Origin of the sequence: Paenibacillus sp. YIM B09110 (assembly GCF_037167145.1) — a bacterium.
Classification (GTDB): Bacteria; Bacillota; Bacilli; order Paenibacillales; family Paenibacillaceae; genus Pristimantibacillus.
This window is the reverse complement of the sequence record NZ_JBANSP010000008.1, coordinates 1-17,909: the sequence shown is the minus strand read 5'-3', so window position 1 is coordinate 17,909 and position 17,909 is coordinate 1. Positions and strand designations below refer to the sequence as shown.

20 protein-coding genes are annotated in these 17,909 nt (G+C 49.6%); 19 read left to right on the top strand and 1 reads right to left on the bottom strand.

The features are described from left to right. Window positions 1-17 precede the first annotated feature (17 nt). The 18 genes from V8F51_RS13895 (at window position 18) to V8F51_RS13810 (ending at window position 16,121) form a co-directional block, all read left to right on the top strand. Window positions 18-503 (top strand): hypothetical protein, encoded by a 486-nt coding sequence (locus tag V8F51_RS13895; RefSeq protein ID WP_337100878.1) that lies wholly within the window; start codon window positions 18-20, stop codon window positions 501-503. Window positions 504-568: 65 nt separating this feature from the next. Further along, a complete protein-coding gene (locus V8F51_RS13890) occupies window positions 569-1,798 on the top strand; it encodes a M24 family metallopeptidase (RefSeq protein ID WP_337100877.1) in 1,230 nt (409 codons plus the stop codon). Between the two features lie 17 nt (window positions 1,799-1,815). Continuing rightward, complete coding sequence (locus tag V8F51_RS13885) at window positions 1,816-2,295, top strand: PH domain-containing protein (RefSeq protein ID WP_337100876.1); 480 nt, start codon at window positions 1,816-1,818, stop codon at window positions 2,293-2,295. Next, window positions 2,288-3,799, top strand: a complete 1,512-nt coding sequence (locus V8F51_RS13880; protein WP_337100875.1) for a PH domain-containing protein — start codon at window positions 2,288-2,290, stop codon at window positions 3,797-3,799. The genes V8F51_RS13885 and V8F51_RS13880 overlap by 8 nt, the downstream gene beginning before the upstream one ends. A 124-nt stretch (window positions 3,800-3,923) precedes the next feature. Continuing rightward, window positions 3,924-4,454: an RNA polymerase sigma factor SigY gene (gene sigY, locus V8F51_RS13875; protein ID WP_337100874.1), complete on the top strand. Its 531-nt coding sequence runs from the start codon at window positions 3,924-3,926 to the stop codon at window positions 4,452-4,454. After that, the gene (locus V8F51_RS13870) at window positions 4,444-4,791 is read left to right on the top strand and encodes a YxlC family protein (protein WP_337100873.1); all 348 of its coding nucleotides are present in this window, start codon (window positions 4,444-4,446) and stop codon (window positions 4,789-4,791) included. Before sigY ends, V8F51_RS13870 begins: the two co-directional genes overlap by 11 nt. Beyond that, window positions 4,779-4,997 (top strand): sigmaY antisigma factor component, encoded by a 219-nt coding sequence (locus V8F51_RS13865; protein ID WP_337100871.1) that lies wholly within the window; start codon window positions 4,779-4,781, stop codon window positions 4,995-4,997. The genes V8F51_RS13870 and V8F51_RS13865 overlap by 13 nt, the downstream gene beginning before the upstream one ends. 21 nt (window positions 4,998-5,018) lie before the next feature. Beyond that, on the top strand, window positions 5,019-5,237 hold the full coding sequence (locus tag V8F51_RS13860) for a PLD nuclease N-terminal domain-containing protein (protein WP_337100870.1): 219 nt from the start codon (window positions 5,019-5,021) through the stop codon (window positions 5,235-5,237). Next, window positions 5,234-6,199 (top strand): ABC transporter ATP-binding protein, encoded by a 966-nt coding sequence (locus tag V8F51_RS13855; RefSeq protein WP_337100869.1) that lies wholly within the window; start codon window positions 5,234-5,236, stop codon window positions 6,197-6,199. Before V8F51_RS13860 ends, V8F51_RS13855 begins: the two co-directional genes overlap by 4 nt. Next, a complete protein-coding gene (locus V8F51_RS13850; RefSeq protein ID WP_337100868.1) occupies window positions 6,199-6,978 on the top strand; it encodes an ABC transporter permease in 780 nt (259 codons plus the stop codon). The genes V8F51_RS13855 and V8F51_RS13850 overlap by 1 nt, the downstream gene beginning before the upstream one ends. A 136-nt stretch (window positions 6,979-7,114) precedes the next feature. Continuing rightward, window positions 7,115-7,495, top strand: coding sequence for an ATPase (locus V8F51_RS13845; RefSeq protein ID WP_337100867.1), 381 nt, complete (start codon window positions 7,115-7,117; stop codon window positions 7,493-7,495). A gap of 162 nt (window positions 7,496-7,657) precedes the next feature. Next, window positions 7,658-7,945: an Asp-tRNA(Asn)/Glu-tRNA(Gln) amidotransferase subunit GatC gene (gene gatC / locus V8F51_RS13840; RefSeq protein ID WP_337100866.1), complete on the top strand. Its 288-nt coding sequence runs from the start codon at window positions 7,658-7,660 to the stop codon at window positions 7,943-7,945. A gap of 34 nt (window positions 7,946-7,979) precedes the next feature. Next, window positions 7,980-9,437, top strand: a complete 1,458-nt coding sequence (gene gatA / locus V8F51_RS13835; RefSeq protein ID WP_337100865.1) for an Asp-tRNA(Asn)/Glu-tRNA(Gln) amidotransferase subunit GatA — start codon at window positions 7,980-7,982, stop codon at window positions 9,435-9,437. Between the two features lie 52 nt (window positions 9,438-9,489). Then, window positions 9,490-10,929: an Asp-tRNA(Asn)/Glu-tRNA(Gln) amidotransferase subunit GatB gene (gene gatB / locus V8F51_RS13830; RefSeq protein ID WP_337101073.1), complete on the top strand. Its 1,440-nt coding sequence runs from the start codon at window positions 9,490-9,492 to the stop codon at window positions 10,927-10,929. A gap of 178 nt (window positions 10,930-11,107) precedes the next feature. Further along, a complete protein-coding gene (locus V8F51_RS13825) occupies window positions 11,108-11,800 on the top strand; it encodes an MgtC/SapB family protein (RefSeq protein ID WP_442956431.1) in 693 nt (230 codons plus the stop codon). Beyond that, window positions 11,782-13,683 (top strand): DUF4097 family beta strand repeat-containing protein, encoded by a 1,902-nt coding sequence (locus V8F51_RS13820; RefSeq protein WP_337100863.1) that lies wholly within the window; start codon window positions 11,782-11,784, stop codon window positions 13,681-13,683. Before V8F51_RS13825 ends, V8F51_RS13820 begins: the two co-directional genes overlap by 19 nt. A gap of 83 nt (window positions 13,684-13,766) precedes the next feature. Then, window positions 13,767-14,198 carry a peroxide-responsive transcriptional repressor PerR gene (gene perR, locus V8F51_RS13815; RefSeq protein WP_337100862.1) on the top strand — a complete coding sequence of 144 codons (432 nt, stop codon included), beginning with the start codon at window positions 13,767-13,769 and terminating at the stop codon, window positions 14,196-14,198. 186 nt (window positions 14,199-14,384) lie between these two features. Further along, the gene (locus V8F51_RS13810) at window positions 14,385-16,121 is read left to right on the top strand and encodes a glycosyl hydrolase family 18 protein (RefSeq protein ID WP_337100861.1); all 1,737 of its coding nucleotides are present in this window, start codon (window positions 14,385-14,387) and stop codon (window positions 16,119-16,121) included. A gap of 78 nt (window positions 16,122-16,199) precedes the next feature. Here the strand turns inward: V8F51_RS13810 and V8F51_RS13805 are convergent, their stop codons facing one another. Beyond that, complete coding sequence (locus V8F51_RS13805; protein WP_337100860.1) at window positions 16,200-16,559, bottom strand: YgzB family protein; 360 nt, start codon at window positions 16,557-16,559, stop codon at window positions 16,200-16,202. A gap of 156 nt (window positions 16,560-16,715) precedes the next feature. On the opposite strand from V8F51_RS13805, the gene V8F51_RS13800 reads away from it, so the two are divergent. Continuing rightward, window positions 16,716-17,600: a nucleotidyltransferase-like protein gene (locus V8F51_RS13800; protein ID WP_337100859.1), complete on the top strand. Its 885-nt coding sequence runs from the start codon at window positions 16,716-16,718 to the stop codon at window positions 17,598-17,600. Window positions 17,601-17,909 lie beyond the last annotated feature (309 nt).

Genomic DNA, 17,909 nt, shown 5'->3' with positions numbered 1-17,909 from the left:
AGGGAAGGAACAATATCGTGTACAAGTTGCTGCTAATAGTCATGATGATGTCTGTATGGGGAGCGATTCATATGATGCAAGTGGAGGAGGAGATGGCGATGCAGACACTGTTCCTCGGCAAACATGCGATCAATCGGGCTGCCCATGCAGCCGCGCAGCAGATTGATGTGACGGCGCTTGGCAACGGCGAGCTGCGTATCGCTCCGACGCAAGCGGCACGAGCGGCTGCTGCTTACCTGCAGCATAATCTGCGATTGAACGAAGCGGGAGTTCCGTTGCCGGATTCGTTTCTTCGCGAGCCGCTGGAGCTTGCCGTATTCGAGATTGTCAACTCGGAAGAAACCTTTCCTTACATCTATCGTAACGATAGCTATGACTATGAGGTAACGCTTTATAGGCCAAGCGTCGTTATCATTGCGAAAGTGGAGTACCCGCGGGCTTTTCGTATCCTTGAACCGATCGAATGGTATATAAAGGGGGCCGCAGAGCTAGTAGCAGGTTGACGCAAAATTGGAAAATTGGTCTAATAAGGGGAGGGAATTCGAGTTAGGAGCTGAACACGTAACATATGAACAACTTACATATAGCAATGGATATTCCAGCAGAGCTGGTGTGGGAGCGAATTAGGAAGCTGCAATCAGCCATGCAAGCAGGGCATATAGATGCGTATTTGGTTACGCAAAACGTTGATATTTATTATTTGAGCGGCTCGATGCAGAACGGATATTTATTGGTTCCGTGCAGCGGCGAGCCGTCCTTCTATGTGAAGCGCAGCCTATGGCGTGCTGGGCAGGAGACGCCTCTGCGCGTGCAGGAGCTGGGCAGCTTCAAGCAGCTCAGGGCTACTCTCGAGAAGGATTATCCAGAACTCTTAGGCGCCGGCCAACTGCCCAAGATTGCTTGTGATCTTGACGTGCTGCCGGCTCAAACTTATTTAAAGCTAGCCGAGCTGCTAGGAGTCCCGGATCATTGCCGTCTTGTCGATGGATCGGGGATCATTCGTACGCTTCGAATGATCAAGTCGCCTTGGGAGATTAGCCGCATTGAGCGGGCAGCTTTAGCCGTATCCGAATCGCTGGAGGAAGCGCTCGGCGAGCTGAGGGAAGGCGTAACGGAGCTGGAATGGATGGCTTCGCTTGAATATAAGCTAAGGAAGCGCGGTCATATCGGGCTGATGAGAATGCGCGGCTACAATCAAGAGATTACGACCGGCATGGTTATTTCGGGCGCGGCAGCAGCTGTACCTTCTTATTTCGATGGTCCTGCCGGAGGCTTGGGACTTGGTGCTGCCTCTCCGCAAAGCGTGAGCCGGATGGCGGTTAAGCGCAATGAGCCGATACTTATCGATATTGGCTGCTGCATCGATGGTTATGTCATTGATCAGACAAGGACGGCAGTCATTGGGCAATTGAGCGAGCCGTTATTGAAGGCCTATGAATTGTCAGAGCAATTGCTGCTGGAAGCGGAGAAGAATATGATTCCGGGAGCTATATGCTCGCAGTTATATGCTAATGCGCTTGCTGGAGCCGAGACAGCGGGATTGGCTGATCATTTCATGGGTTATGGCGCTGATCGAGCTAAGTTTCTAGGTCATGGCATCGGTCTTGAGATCGACGAGTGGCCTGTACTAGCCAAAGGGTTTGAGATACCGCTGCAAGAAGGCATGGTTATCGCCGTCGAGCCGAAGTTTACGTTGCCGGGGCTTGGCGTCGTCGGTGTAGAGAACAGCTATCTTGTAGAGTCGGAAGGAGCGAGGGCCTTGACGCGAACGCAGCTGGGGCTCATCGTACTTCCTTAAGAAGAAGGAGTCTTGCAATGAACAATGAACTGACAAAGCGGCTGCATCCCGACTACATCAAGGTGTACAGGATTAGCGAAATGATAACGAATGGCGTATTTTTGCTCGTCATTATTACTTATTCGTTATTAGCGTTATGGAAAGACTGGACGTTTATTCCGGTATGGATATGCTTAGGGCTCTTGCTCTTATCGCTTGTTTTCTTTACATGGATTATACCGAAAGCGAAGTATGCGAGGTTTCAGTATGAGTTGTTCGAGGATGAGCTGGAAATACGATCTGGGCTTATCTTCATAAGCAATGTGCTCGTTCCGATGGTGAGGGTACAGCATGTGGAGCTGGAGAGCGGACCGCTTATGCGCAAGTTTGATCTCGCTGCCGTCTCGGTTGTAACGGCTGCGACAACGCATAAAATAAGCGGGCTGAAGCTGGAAGAAGCGCAGCAGCTTAAGCAGCGAATCGGCAAGCTGGCGAAGGTGGACGATCAGGATGAGTGAAATACAACGCCGCAAGCTGCATCCCGTATATGTGTTTTTTGCGCTTGTGAATACGATCCAAGGCTTTATTCCGTTACTCCTGATCGCTTTGGTCAAGGGAACGGCATGGTCGGAGCTGGACTGGTATTGGTATGCGGGAGGCGGCGCTTTGGCCGCGTTATTGCTCGTGCTTGGATATTTGGAATGGCGCAAATTCGGATTTTGGCTCGAAGCGGATCGCATCATCATTCGCAAAGGAGTTTTCTTCCGTGATGAGAAGACGATCTATTTCACCCGCATTCATTCTGTTAACGTGGAGCAGCAGCTTGTGCATCGCTTGCTTCGCGTGGCACAGGTGAAGATCGAGACGCCTGGCGGCAATAAGAAGGCGGATGGGATATTGCCTGCCCTATCGATTAGCGAAGCCAATCATATTCGGCTTGTGCTTCGCGGCCAGATACCTGCTGCTGACACTGTTCCGCAAGGAGAGGAAGTTGTTCAGGCTTTATCTAACAAGCCTGCTGCCCAGAATCGGAGCAGTACTCAGGTGGATCTAGAGGCAGATCGCGACGATGCAGCGTTTCGTCTTGATGCAGTCAAGCTGCTGAAGGCGGCAGCGACCTCGATGAACTTTGGTCTTGTTGCGGCATTTGCAGCGGGTCTGTATTCATTCGCCGATGATTTCGTTCAGGCGCTGCTGCCTGATCACTTTTTCGAAAATGTCGTCGAAGATTCGACGAGTCTGATGCCAGGTTATTTCTTAATCGGAGTTATCGTCCTACTGGGCATTGCTGCGGCATGGGTGCTTTCCATACTGCTATATATATTGAAGTACAGCGGCTATACGGCTAGAAGAGTAGGGAAGGAAATATCGGTGTCCTACGGCTTGCTGGAGAAAAAGACTTTTTTATTCGATCCGAAGAAGGTGCAGGCGGTTATCGTGAAAGAAGGACTGCTTCGCCAAGCGTTAGGCCATGCCGAGGTGAAACTTCAAATCGTATCCTCGGACAAAAACGAGCAATTGATGCTGCACCCTTACTTGTCACGGGCAGAAATTCCGATGCTGCTCGAAGCGTTCGTGCCGCAGATGAAGGACACTTCTAATGCGGCATATGCCTCTGCTCCTAAGCGCGCGCTTCTTTATTATGTAAGAAGCACATTGCTTATAACAATTGTACTCTGTGCGGCAGCCATCGTGTTGTTTAAGGCGGCTGCGCTTTGGTCGCTTATATTGCTTCCTCTCGTACTTGGCTGGCGATATGCATGCTACAAGTCGGCAGGTCTTCTCCTGGAGAATGGGCAGCTCACGTTAAGACGAAGGTTCATCGGTCGGTCAACTTATTTGATCCGCCGTCCGCAGATCGTTGTGATGCGCGTAAAGCGCTCGCGCAGTCAGATGCGCAAACAATTGCTTTCGTTGTCCGTGCAGGCGATGGGAAGTCCATTCGATTACCAGGTAGCATGTTTGGAGCAGACTAAGGTGGAAGAAGCATGGCGTTGGTATAGTAGAAGGACATACAAATAACAATATACGTATAACGAATAACTGCGAGGAAAAATAATCCTTCGCAGTTTTTTTCATGACGAATGAACGAAATGGGCTGCTTAAGCGTCAAAGCTATAGATAGAGAGAAGGAGGAAGCGTTGTAGTGGTTGATGAGCATGGTCTAATACGCAAAGCAGCTCGCGGCGATTCCCATGCGCTTTCGGAGTTGCTGCAGCAGCATTATTCTTTCTTATATCAATATGTGCTTAAGCTGACGATGAACAAAAGTTATGCCGAGGACGTCACGCAAGAGACGATGCTAAGAGCGATTGAGAAGATCAGTGGTTTTCAAGGAAAAGCAAAGTTCTCGACTTGGCTCATTACGATTGCATCCCGTATCTATGTCGATCGGCTTCGCAGCAAGGAGCGTGAGCGCAGATGGGTGCAAGAGGAGCAGACGCTCCGAGCGATTCGTTACGAGACGCAGACGGTGCTCGGGGATTGGCCGGAAGCGCTTGACGCTATCGGGCGAATGGCCGGAGATATACGGATAGCCGTTTTGCTTAAATATTATTACGGTTATGCCCAGGAGGAAATTGCAAGCATGCTCGATCTGCCGGTCGGCACAGTGAAATCAAGGCTGCATAACGGTTTGAAGCAGTTACGGAAGGAGTTGGGCGATAATGGACAATGACAATCCTTACAAAGGGTCTGACGATGAGCGTTGGTTCGATAGTCGCGTTGGAGATTCCCTTAAGCAGTTCGATGATGCGCATAAACCCTATACGCCTGATCGGTTTGAATTCGAGGCGCTAGTAGGCGCTCATAAGCAAGCATTACGCCGGAAGCAATGGAAGGAATTATTGTTGCTTTGGCTGATCGGCTGCTTCCTATTTGGAGGCATGATGTGGGTGCTGGAGCGGGATATCGTATGGTTCGCGATTTTGCAGGCCGTTATTGCATGCGCCGCAGTAGGTTATGTAGCTGTCATGTTCGGCAAAAAGAAGGTGAGTCATCGATGGAACAGATGATGCTGGAGTCGGTATGGTTCTGGTTGCTCCTGCTGCTCATCCTAGGTACGCAATCAACGTGGCTGTTTCTTGATGCTCGCAAACGGGAGCGCCTTCCATGGTTTTGGGCGTTATGGGGGCTGATACAGTTTCCGCTGCCGCTCATTTTCTATTGGATCTTTATTCGCAGCGGTTGGCTTAACCGCAGTAAAGGTAACGAAGATTAAATCAATTTAGGGGGATTTTGCATGAACACTGTAAATGAAACGATAGATTTGTCTACTCTTCTGCCCATTATTGCGCCGATTCTCGTCATACAGATCGTCTTAATGGTAATCGCGCTTGTGCTGTGTATTAAGGCGGAGCAAACGAGAGGGCCGAAGCTTATGTGGATTCTCATAATCGTGTTCGTTAGCTTATTCGGACCAATCGCATTCTTCCTCTTCGGAAGGAGAGACGGACGATGACCGTATTGCTGAAGGCGGAGGGGCTGACCAAGACGTTCGGCAGCTTCGCGGCAGTGACAAATATGAGCTTCGCTATTCAAGAAAGCCATTGCGTAGCATTACTTGGTCCGAACGGGGCCGGAAAAACGACTACTATTCGAATGATTGCCGGGCTGCTTGCTCCGACGAGTGGACGAATTAGCATTCAAGGCATACGAGAAGGCGGCAGTAGGCGAGAGTTGATCGGTTATTTGCCGCAGGCGCCATCCTTCTACAATTGGATGACGGGATATGAATATGCCGTGTATGCCGGGAGACTGTGCGGGCTAACTTCATCGGAGGCGAAGTCGTCTGCCAAGAATCTGCTGGAACGAGTAGGGTTATCTAAGGCTGCCGGCAAAAAAATCGGCTCGTACTCCGGCGGAATGAAGCAAAGGCTTGGCCTTGCCCAAGCGCTTATTCATCGTCCGAAGCTGCTCATCATGGATGAGCCGGTATCGGCGCTTGATCCAGTCGGCAGGCGTGAAGTGCTGAGCTTGCTTCGCGAACTGAAGCAAGAGACAACAGTATTGTTCTCTACGCATGTACTGCACGATGCCGAGGCATTATGTGATGATGTCATCATTATTCGCGAGGGACGTATCGCCCTGCAAGGAGCGATTGCCGCCATTCAGAACGAGAACCGCAGGCCGATTATCGAGCTTACGGTAGATAATGATGCCCACTCGCAGTCATGGCTTACAGGAATGAAGCAGCGGATGAAGCGCGAAGGATCAATGTCAACGTCCTCGAGAGAAAATTTAGCCGATTTGATCGATGACATAGAAGTAACTGCTAATCAAGGGCGGATTCAAGTGACTGAGGTACAAGCGGCAAGGCAATTGCTGCTTGAAGAGCTTGCGAGGGAGAACATTAAACTGTTGGATTTGAAGGTAGGCCATTCCACCCTGGAAGATCTCTTCATGAAGGCGGTGTCCCAATAATGCGCTTACTCGTAATGATTCAGAAGGAGCTGCTGGAGCTTGTCCGCAGCCTCAAGCTTATTTGGGTACCGCTTGTATTCCTATTGCTCGGCATTATGCAGCCGGTATCGAATTATTACATGCCGGTCATTTTGGAGCAAGCAGGCAATCTTCCCGAAGGTGCGGTTATCGACATACCATTGCCTAGCGCGCCGAGTGTAATGGCGGGGACGCTGTCGCAATTCGGGACGATGGGTTTGCTTGTTCTTGTACTCGTATTTATGGGAACGGTATCGACCGAGAGGAATAGCGGGGCAGCATCGCTTATTCTTGTGAAGCCGGTAACGATTACTTCGTTTATATTGTCGAAGTGGTTAGCTATGCTAATTCTTGCTTGGGGCTCATTGGCCCTTGGATATGCGGGGGCTTGGTATTATACGGAGTTGTTAATCGGTTCAGTGCCGCCTATGCAGATTATAACAAGCGTCCTCGTATACGGCTTATGGATTACGGTCGTGATGTCCTTTACGTTATTGTTCAGCACGCTGCTACGCAGTCCGGCGGGAGCCGCTTTCTCTTCGCTTGGCCTTGCGGCGTTCATTTCCTTGCTTGCGTCACTGCTTCCGAAGCAGGCAGGCTGGAGTCCAGGTGCGCTTGGAGGCTTCGCCTCGAAGCTGGCGGCGAATATCGAATACGGTACAGCCGCTTTTGGTTGGTCGCTCGTAAGCAGCACTATTGTAATAGCAGCAGCGCTTACGGCTGCGATCGGTGTACTGCGGGCATCGCCTGCAATAGATTGATAAGGCGTTAACCATGCTCCATTAGCAAAAATCATAATTTCCAGCAGCTTCTCTATCTCGCGATTGGACACCGCTATTATTTTTTAGTAGGATAATAGTGATAGAATCAGCGGCGATGAAACAGGAGTTGAGGACGATGCTACAATTAGGCACAAAGGTCGTCATAGTGGCTGACCATTTCGAACAAAATTTACCCGTCGGGGATTATGGCTATATTATTGCTTACGATCGTAACGCAGACAACGTATTCGACTACGTGCTGCGAGTACCGAAGGCGAATCGTAATTTTCTAGTTCCGGACGAGGACGTTGAGCTTGAAGAGGTGCTTATCCAAGATGAGATCGATCGTATTGAACGAGAGGCTCTCATTGACTATGCGCTGGCTACGCACAACGAGCAGTTGTTTAATCGGATTATGAAGGGCGAAGCGGAAGAAGAGGAAGCCGAGACGGCAAGCACCGAACCGACTAGCCCTGCGGACTTCATACGCCAGATTAATTTGAAAGCCTGGATTTAGAAAGCACAGAAGACCGCTTCGTCCGTTATTTGATTAACGGGCTGAGCGGTCTTTCTACTCATCACGCCATAACGTTGATGTTATTCGCGGTCTTAAGCTATAATAGGAAGAATGATTGCAGGATAAGCAACATCTAAACCTTTGAGAGAGGATCATGCACCTATGAGCATAACGATACAAGATGTCGAGCATGTGGCTAGGCTTGCGCGGCTTGAGCTGACCGACGGGGAGAAATCGCAATTCACCGAGCAGCTTAACGCGATACTGAAATATGCGGAGAAGCTGAACAGTTTGGATACCGACAATGTCGAACCGACCAGCCATGTGCTGCCGATTACGAACGTAATGCGCGACGACGTGCAGCGTGAATCGCTGCCGATTGAGAAAGTACTTCTGAACGCGCCAGACGAGGAAGACGGACAAATTAAAGTGCCTGCGGTGCTTGAATAATAAGACTGGTTTATTTTGAAGGGAGGAACTACTGTTGGCATTGTTTGATTTGCGCCTTCAGGTCGTACATAACAAGCTGAACAACAAGGAGCTATCGGTCACTGAGCTGGTCGATGCTTCATACAAGAGAATTGCGGAGACGGACTCGGCAATCAAAGCGTTCATTACATTAAATGAAGAAAATGCGAAGCAGCAAGCGGCAGAGTTGGACAAGCAGCTGCAAGAAGGCGGAGAGCGCGGCCTATTGTTCGGCTTGCCTGCGGGCATTAAGGATAATATCGTAACGGATAGCTTGCTTACGACTTGCGCGAGCCAATTCCTAAGCAACTACAATCCGATCTACGATGCAACATCGGTTCGCAAGCTGAAAGCCGCGCAATCCGTGACGATCGGCAAGCTTAACATGGATGAGTTCGCAATGGGCGGCTCGAACGAGAACTCGAGCTATTTCCCGACCCGCAATCCGTGGAACACGGACTATGTGCCGGGCGGCTCGAGCGGCGGTTCTGCTGCATCGGTTGCGGCAGGGCAAGTATACTTTTCGCTAGGCTCCGACACAGGCGGCTCGATTCGCCAGCCTGCAGCTTATTGCGGTATCGTCGGTCTTAAGCCGACATACGGCTTAGTATCGCGCTTTGGTCTTGTCGCGTTCGCTTCGTCGCTTGACCAGATCGGTCCATTGACCAAAAACGTTGAAGACTCGGCTTACGTACTGCAAGCCATCGCAGGATATGATTCCAGCGATTCAACATCCGCTAACGTTGATATTCCAGATTACACATCGGCATTGACCGGTGATGTGAAGGGACTCCGTATCGGCGTGCCGAAGGAGTATCTAGGAGCGGGCATCGATCCAAGAGTGAAGGAAGCGGTCATGAAGGCGCTCCAAGTATACGAATCGATGGGAGCGACTTGGGAAGAAGTATCGTTGCCGCATACGGATTATGCGATTGCGACTTACTACTTGCTCGCATCGTCGGAGGCTTCCTCGAACTTGGCACGCTTCGACGGCGTGCGTTACGGCGTTCGTGCAGATGACGCGGCCAACCTAATCGATATGTACCGCAAGTCGCGCAGCCAAGGTTTCGGTCCTGAAGTGAAGCGCCGTATTATGTTGGGTACTTACGCGCTTAGCTCCGGTTATTATGACGCTTATTATTTGAAGGCGCAGAAGGTTAGAACGCTCATCAAGCAGGACTTCGACCAAGTGTTCGAGAAGTTCGACCTTATTATCGGTCCAACTGCTCCGACACCTGCTTTCCGTATCGGCGAGCAAGTCGGCGATCCGCTTACGATGTACTTGAACGATATTTGTACGATTCCAGTCAGTCTTGCCGGCATTCCTGCGATCAGCGTACCTTGCGGCATAGCTGACGGATTGCCGATCGGGCTTCAAATTATCGGCAAGGCGTTCGACGAATCGACAGTGCTGCGCGCCGCGCATGCATTCGAGCAGCAAACCGAGCATCACCAAATGCGTCCGCAGCTATAAAGCGAGCGATAAGCGGTTATATACGTATACGTTTACGAAGGGATCGATACGAATGTCTGAAGCAACCAAATACGAGACGGTGATCGGGCTGGAAGTCCATGTGGAGCTCCATACGAATAGCAAAATCTTCTGCGGCTGCTCCACAGCTTTCGGCGCACCGCCGAATACACATACTTGCCCTGTATGCTTGGGGCATCCCGGCGTACTGCCGGTTCTGAACCGCCAAGCGGTTGAATACGCGATGAAAGCCGCTTTGGCAATTAATTGCGATATTGCTGACGTCAGCAAGTTCGACCGCAAAAACTACTTCTATCCGGATTCACCAAAAGCGTACCAAATCTCGCAATACGATCAGCCGATCGGTCAGAACGGCTGGATCGATATCGAGGTGAACGGCGAGACGAAGCGAATCGGCATTACGCGCCTTCACTTGGAGGAGGATGCCGGCAAGCTGACTCACGTTGACGGCGGTTATGCGTCGCTTGTCGACTTCAATCGTGTCGGTACGCCGCTCGTTGAGATCGTGTCCGAGCCTGATATCCGCACGCCTGAGGAAGCCAAAGCTTATCTCGAGAAGCTGAAGGCCATCATGCAATATTGCGATGTATCGGACGTGAAGATGGAAGAAGGCAGCTTGCGCTGTGATGCCAACATCAGCTTGCGTCCTTATGGGCAAGAGAAGTTCGGCACACGCGCCGAGCTCAAAAATATGAACTCGTTCCGCGGTGTTCAACGCGGTCTTGAATATGAGCAAATCCGTCAAGCTGAGATCCTAGACAGCGGCGGCGAAGTTATTCAAGAGACGCGCCGCTTCGACGATGCGCAAGGCAAGTCGTTCTCGATGCGCGGCAAGGAAGAAGCGCATGACTATCGTTACTTCCCGGACCCGGATCTTGTCCGCCTGCATATTAGCGAGGAATGGAAGCAATCGGTACGCAGCACCATTCCTGAGCTTCCGGATGCGCGTAAGGCGCGTTATAAAACAGACTACAGCTTGCCATCATACGATGCGGAAGTAATCACCTCATCGAAGAAACTTGCTGATCTGTTCGAGGAAAGCCTAAGCTACACGAAGGACTCGAAGGCGGTATCGAACTGGATTATGGGCGATCTGCTTGGTTACTTGAACGCGAACAGCCTTGAGCTGGATGCTGTTAAGCTTACCGGCCAAGGGCTTGGCGAGATGATCGGTCTGCTTGAGAAAGGTACGATCAACGGCAAGATCGCCAAGACTGTGTTCAAGTCGATGCTGGAGTCGGGCAAGCTGCCGCAACAGATCGTTGAGGAGCAAGGCCTCGTTCAGATTAGCGACGAAGGCGCGCTCGTTGGCATCGTGAACCAAATTGTCGAAGCGAATCCGCAATCGGTTGAAGATTATAGAGCAGGTAAGGATAAGGCTATTGGCTTCCTAGTTGGCCAGATTATGAAGGAAACGAAGGGCAAGGCGAATCCTGCGCTTGTTAATAAGCTGCTGATTGAACGTCTGAAATAAGCCGGCGAATTATATTTGCGGCAAGTGTAGTGATTAGCAAGAAGGCAGGTTGTGGAGCTCTAAGGAGCACCCGGCCTGCCTTTTTCTATGATTGTATTAGCCTGTATGGACGATGATTGGCATACAATTATGTTACAATAACGTGTAGAAAGGTCGGGATGAATCGAACATGAATCCAATTGAAAACCCATGGTACATTAGCGAACTTCATATTTTTTTACGGCTTATGCTTGCCTTGCTGCTTGGCGGACTAATTGGCTTTGAGCGTGAGCAGGCGAAACATGCCGCCGGCTTGCGCACGAATATACTCGTCTGTCTTGGATCATGCTTGCTTATGATGCTGTCCATATACGGTTTCTCGGCGTTCGTCGACGAACCGAATGTCCGTGTTGACCCTGCAAGGCTAGCCGCGGCTGTTATTACAGGCGTTGGCTTTCTCGGAGCGGGTACGATTCTGTTCACCGGAAAGTCGATTACCGGTCTGACGACAGCGGCGTCACTATGGGTTGTATCGGCAATAGGTCTTGCTGTCGGCGCAGGCTTCTACTTCGCTTCCTCGGTAACGACGGTGATGGTCCTGCTTACGTTATGGGCATTCAATAAGCTGGAGAAAAGATATATACGAGCGAAGAAGGAGCAATTGCTAAAGATAGAGGCAACGGATCAGGCTGAAATTCTTCGTTCCATTAACACACTGCTCAGCGACAAGCAGATCGTGATTCGTAAAATGCTGCTGCAAGAAAGCGAAGGAGACGGCAACGGGCGAATAGCGCTGCATTTTCATGTTTTGATGCCTAAGTCAGAACCGTTGTTTGACTTGCTGGAGCATATAAAGCATCTGGAGGGCGTGCATTGGGTAAGCTCGGAGTAAAGCGCAAAAAAAGAAGATGGATGGCAGTTCTTCTTGCTTTCCTATTGCCTGGTACGGGCCATCTCTATGCAGGTCAATATCCGAGAGGACTGCTGCTGCTGGTTGGATATTTGATTGATGTGACAGCCATTATCCGGTTGGCGGATTCGGATGGAGGCAGGCATTTGCTGCTTATCGTTTATTTGGGATTGATGCTGCCCGTCTTTTATTTCATGAGCGTATACGATTCGTTGCAGAGCTTGGAGCGGGAAGAAGAAGCTCCTATCCATGTTGGTTTGTCGCGTGGGATAGCACTTACTGCTGCTGGAGGACTGCTCTTCTTATTGGTCAAGCCGCCTGATTTTATATTGCCATGGATGAATGAACTGGCTGAGCTAAGCGTAGGTCCGGCTATTATAGGAATTGCTGTTGTATTATTGGCGTATAGGCGGAAGAGGTTGGTGACGATGTTCAAATTAGGCCGATATACGGCAGCCGTATTAATTGTAGCAGTAGGCGCTTTACTCCTATGGGATCAGATCCAGGGACGCAATGATATTGCGCTGCTTGGCCAGTGGTGGCCGGTTATCTTTATTATGCTTGGCATTGAAATGATTATATACAGTCTTCGTTCGCGCAAAATCGTACAGAAGCTAAGACTCGACGTTGCTGGTATTTCGGTTGCGCTTGTTATTTCGTTAATGGCTTATGTAGTTACCCAGTATGCCGACTTTCCTTTTAGATGGCTCGATCAATGGAATGTGGACATAAGCGGCATTTCAGAATATGGCGAAGAAAAAGGCTTCCGCTATGATAAGACGGTTGTTAAAGTACCGCTTGATGAGCAAATCTCGTCTATTGGAATCGTGAATCCGAATGGACAAGTTACCGTTCGTTCCGGTGACGTCGAGGAAATGGAGCTGCTTGCAACGGTATGGGTCGATGTGGAGGACCAAGCCGAGGCAGATTCCATCGCGGAACAATCGACGGTTAAAGTAACCCCGGGCAGCGAGGTTGCCTTCGAAACGAAAGGCCAAGCCTATGGGGCTAACGGCAGCCACAAGCCTAGAATGAATCTGACGTTGACGGTACCTATGGCGCTATCCGATCAAGTGTATGTCGAGGAGCCAATTGCTACCGAACCGCCGCCGATAACGACAGATCAGCCTGACGTTACGGACGAAGGAACAGCAGTTACGCCTGATATTACAGATACGGCCGCGAATGTTACGGCTACGCCGCTAGCCCCTTCATCTACGAGCGTTCCAGATGAGCAACAAGAGATGAAGAGTGCCGTCAAGCTCAAGATCGAATCGGAGCTAGGCGCGGTCGACGTGTCAGGCTTGCTGCTTCCCGGCGGTCTAGATATTCGAATCAGCAGCGGCAATGTGAAGGTCGATCATATCGTAGGCGAAGTTCAGGTTAAAGGGATCAACGGTAATGTTCAGTTGCAAGAGGTGAACGGCGACAGCTCGATCGAGACGAAGAACGGTACGATCGCAGCAACTGGAATCAAAGGTCAGCTGTACGCGAATACATTGAACGGAAGCTTGGAACTGCAGGATGTTGGCGGAGATCTTGAAGCAGAGACGAAGAACGGTAAAATAAAAGTAACCGGAGCGGCCGCATCCATCAAAGCGGATACGTTAAATGGATCGATTGAGGTGAGCAGCGATCAAGTGGGCGGCGACTGGGATTTGGACAGCTCGGTAGGCGAAATACGGCTTGTATTGCCCGAAGTCGGCGACTTTGCCCTCTATGGTTCAGTAACTTTTGGCAATATTGCAAGCGATTTTCCGTTCGATATAAGCAAGAAAACGATTCGAGGCTCAGTAGGGGCGGGAACGCACCGTATACAAGTCAATGCGAACAACAGTATTTCGTTGAAAAAAGCTGGGCAATGATATAGATGCGCTTTCATTGACAAATTCCGAAAGAAGAACGTACAATAGTAATAAGAATAATTACTAAGAAAGGCGTGAGGGGAATGGGAGCCAGCGTAACACAAGCACTTGAACAGTTGAAAATGAATGGCGTCCGTATGACCCCGCAGCGTCACGCCATATTAAGCTACTTGATGGATTCCATGTCGCATCCGACAGCAGATGAGATTTATAAAGCGCTCTCGCCTAATTATCCAAGCATGAGCGTAGCTACGATATATAACAATCTGCGTTTATTTGTTGAAGCAGGCTTATTGCGTGAATTGACATATGGCGATGATTCTAGCCGGTTCGATTCCGATCTATCCGACCATTATCATGCGATATGCAAGAAATGCGGGTCAATCGTTGATTTTCATTACCCGCCATTACTCGATGCAGAACGCGCAGCATCAAGTGAAACGGGATTTATGGTTGAAGGACATCGAATGGAGATTTACGGTGTTTGTCCTCCATGCGCAAGCCAAGTTAATTAACCAGCAGAGCTATGAACCAACACAGAAACGTGCAGCATGCGGCATTCCGCTGATCTGCACGTTTTTTTGATGCTGAAATTTTCCTTCGGAAAGTTTTAGTATGCCCATAGCTGTAACTATTTTGATACAATATTCGTATATAACTCAGTTTATACTGCATCTACTGACATAGAGGAGAGTGATGGTTTGGAGACGGCTCAAAGCCGAACGCCGCGCCGCAAGCGGAGGAGCGGAATCGGAATTATATTTTTGTTATTTGTTATCGCAGCGGCAGCCGTTCTTGGCTGGTACGGATATATGAATTTCATACCGAACAGGGAGCAGACGGAACCTGAGTACGCTTCGGAGCACCCGATCATTGTGGACGGAGCGGAAGCTGATAAAGGCGCTATTATCGAAAATAATGAAATTAAGCTGCCGCTTCCGGTTCTTGAACATCTGTTAGGGCCGGACAAGCCCGTCCGGTATGAAGCGGATTCGGGATCCATTATTTTCACAACGGCTAACAAGGTGCTGCATCTGAAAACCGATTCCTTGACGGCGACTGTTAATAGCAAGCCTTTTGACTTGACAATTGCTGCCGAGAAGACGGAGGCCGGCGATGTCTATATACCGGTAGCGCCGATTCAGGAGCTATACGGTCTGCAAGTTGAATATGTGGAAGAGACGGGGATCGTAACCGTGCTCGTCGCTGGAAATGCGGTGCAGCGTGCAGAAGCTACTGATGCCGATGGCGCAGCAATTCGAACGGAACCGACCATTCGAGCACCGTACACTCAGAAGCTGGAATTGAACGAATCGCTTCGGATATGGGGCGAGGAGGATGGCTGGTTCATTGTGCAGAGCGGAGACGGAAATATCGGCTATATGAATAAAGGCGATGTGAAGCTGACTGAGATTGAACGAGTAGCTGAACCGGACCGAGAGCCTGCTTTTGTCGCCTGGAAAGTGCTTGGCAGCAAAATCAATATGACTTGGGAAGCGGTTTATTCCAAAAATCCGAATCCTTCAGCAATCGGGCCTATGCCAGGCGTCAACGTAGTGAGCCCGACTTGGTTCGAATTGGCGGACGGCAAAGGTACGATTAATGGAAAGGCCGATCCGGCTTACGTCAAATGGGCTCATGGGAAAGGCATGCAAGTGTGGGCATTGTTCAGCAATGGCTTCGAGCCGGAACAGACGACAGCTGCGCTCGCCACGGTAGAGACGCGTTTTCTCATGATCCAACAGCTGTTGTCCTTCGCAGAGCTGTATAATTTGCAAGGGATTAACATTGATTTTGAGAATGTGAAAACGAGCGATAAAGAAAACTTGGTCCAATTTGTTAGAGAGCTGACGCCTCTGTTACACGAACAAGGGCTGGCCGTGTCGATTGATGTTACTCCAAAGTCGACTAGTGAGATGTGGTCACTATTTTTGGATCGTCCCGCACTGGCCAAAGTTGTTGATTATATGATGGTAATGGCCTATGACGAGCATTGGGCTTCAAGTCCTAAATCCGGCTCGGTCGCGTCGTTGCCATGGGTCGAAGAGTCGCTCCGGCGTATCCTGGAGGAGGATGCCGTCCCTGCAAGCAAGCTAGTGCTCAGCATGCCTCTATACACGAGAATCTGGACCGAAGCTAAAGGTGATGATGGTACTGTGAAGGTGTCGTCCAAATCGGTCGGCATGGACAAAGTGAAGCAAATCATTGCGGACAAGAAACTGAAGCCCGTATTGGATGAAGCGGCGGGGCAAAATTACGTCGAGTATACGGAGGATGGCGCGCTCATGCGGATCTGGATAGAGGATGACTTGTCGATGAAGGCTCGCGTTGCGTTAGCCCGCAAGTATGATCTCGCAGGAGTCGCAACATGGCAGCGAACATTCCAGACGGAAGCCATATGGACAACCATAGACGAAGCGCTCAACAAGCGTCCGTAATCATACCATAAGAACAAGAAAACGCCCTTCCGGCGAAGGGTGTTTTCTTGTTCTACGTAGATATGGTGTGCAACGCCGTTAGGAATGTTGCTCAGAAGGCTCTGCAGTCGCTTGCGCGGGGTCAAGCGTAAGTATCGTTTTGCAATACATGCAGCGGTCAGTCTTACCAAGCATCTTGGTGGGACGTCCGCATTCGGGACATTGAAGCATCGTCGCGCTTGTTGACATCATGCCCGCCCAGAAGTAGACAGCGACGCTGATTAGCAAGGAGATCATGCCAATAACCATGAAGATTGCGGCGATGATCTTGCCAGCTTGTCCCCAGAAGACAATGCCGGCTGTGCCGAGAATCATTACACCCATTCCGACGAGCGTAAAGACTAAGCCCCATAGGCGAAATTCGTTTATTTTAGCTGATTTGAAAAAGATCTTGTTCATTGTTCCAATCCTTCCTAAGTCTTTATGCTTATGAAATTGAGACCTGTTTTCTTTTCGGACGAAGCAGGAAAAAAGAGCAGACTTGTCGAAAAAGAATTAAATCCGTAGATTAATATTATAGCTTACTGGAATCTGATTAGCTATATGGAGGAAACAGTGGAACATATAAAAAGTCATTTCAACAGCCAGTACTGCAACGATTCCGATTTAATCAGTCTTGCAGCGATCGAAAATCCGTATCCATACAATCCTTTGATCGATGGACTGGACCTGTTAGTGCTCGCCGTATTGGACAAAGATACTATAGAGAACAGCAGTGAGCATGCGCAATTCGAAGGCGAACGCGTATTGGTCAGAACGATTGATAAGAAGAGCTTGGAGGCTTGGATTTCGAGCGGTGAAAACCGAAATATCATTGAATGGATCGTTCGGGGGGAGATTCTGTTGGATCGGGAAGGCTATTTGGGCAGTGTGCGTGAGAGCTTGCTTCAATTTCCTCACTCCTTGCGCGAACAGAAGCAGCTTGTCGAGTTCTCAGGATTTTTAAGAACATACTTGCAAGCCAAGCAGGATTTGCTTGACGGCAACGTGCTGGATGCCTACAGTCATGTATTGACCTCATTGCATCATTGGGCGCATATCGTACTAATAGAAGAAGGACGTCATCCAGAGCTTACCGTATGGAAGCAGATGCGGCTTGTACATCCGGGGATATATAAGTTATATGAAGAATTGTCTGCAAGCCCGGAGACGCTGGAGCAACGCGTGCAGCTCGTTATGCTTGCCTGTGAGTTCTCGGTTATGAATAAGATGAAGTCGAGCTGCTCTCTGCTGCTTAAGATTTTAGCGGATAGATCAGAGCCTTGGAGCATTGCGGAGCTTCAGAATCATCCAGACATTCAAGTGCTTCATGTAGATCTATCCCTTTTATTGCAGAAGCTTGTTATGCGCTCCTATATTAGCGAGGTTGCTGTAATGAAGGGAAGCGATGACTTGGGTATTATTGAGCTTCGTTATAGACTAGCCAATCATAGTGCTTAATCTTGAACTGTACTCGTGGCCGTTGCCCCTTTCAATTGAATGGGGAAGCGGCTTTTTCTTTGCTCAAAAAAGATTCGGCAAGTGGCTTGACTTGTTAGAAGTCTATGTGTTAAATTAGTAATCGCCGCTTTTGAAGAGGAAATAATGAAACAAACGACAGACTAAAAAAAATGTCGAAAGTTGAAAAAAAGTACTTGCCAAGAGATAGGCGAACGTGATATATTATAAAAGTCGCCGCTGAGACAAAGCGCCGACACGCAAGAAAAGAAAGACAAGTGATTGTTCTTTGAAAACTGAACAACGAGCGAA

Coding starts and splice junctions, on each gene's coding strand:
- V8F51_RS13890 (WP_337100877.1), top strand. CDS start 569: ATGAACAACTTACATATAGCAATGGATATTCCAGCAGAGCTGGTGTGG.
- V8F51_RS13885 (WP_337100876.1), top strand. CDS start 1,816: ATGAACAATGAACTGACAAAGCGGCTGCATCCCGACTACATCAAGGTG.
- V8F51_RS13880 (WP_337100875.1), top strand. CDS start 2,288: ATGAGTGAAATACAACGCCGCAAGCTGCATCCCGTATATGTGTTTTTT.
- V8F51_RS13870 (WP_337100873.1), top strand. CDS start 4,444: ATGGACAATGACAATCCTTACAAAGGGTCTGACGATGAGCGTTGGTTC.
- V8F51_RS13865 (WP_337100871.1), top strand. CDS start 4,779: ATGGAACAGATGATGCTGGAGTCGGTATGGTTCTGGTTGCTCCTGCTG.
- V8F51_RS13860 (WP_337100870.1), top strand. CDS start 5,019: ATGAACACTGTAAATGAAACGATAGATTTGTCTACTCTTCTGCCCATT.
- V8F51_RS13855 (WP_337100869.1), top strand. CDS start 5,234: ATGACCGTATTGCTGAAGGCGGAGGGGCTGACCAAGACGTTCGGCAGC.
- V8F51_RS13850 (WP_337100868.1), top strand. CDS start 6,199: ATGCGCTTACTCGTAATGATTCAGAAGGAGCTGCTGGAGCTTGTCCGC.
- V8F51_RS13845 (WP_337100867.1), top strand. CDS start 7,115: ATGCTACAATTAGGCACAAAGGTCGTCATAGTGGCTGACCATTTCGAA.
- gatC (WP_337100866.1), top strand. CDS start 7,658: ATGAGCATAACGATACAAGATGTCGAGCATGTGGCTAGGCTTGCGCGG.
- gatB (WP_337101073.1), top strand. CDS start 9,490: ATGTCTGAAGCAACCAAATACGAGACGGTGATCGGGCTGGAAGTCCAT.
- perR (WP_337100862.1), top strand. CDS start 13,767: ATGGGAGCCAGCGTAACACAAGCACTTGAACAGTTGAAAATGAATGGC.
- V8F51_RS13805 (WP_337100860.1), bottom strand. CDS start 16,559: ATGAACAAGATCTTTTTCAAATCAGCTAAAATAAACGAATTTCGCCTA.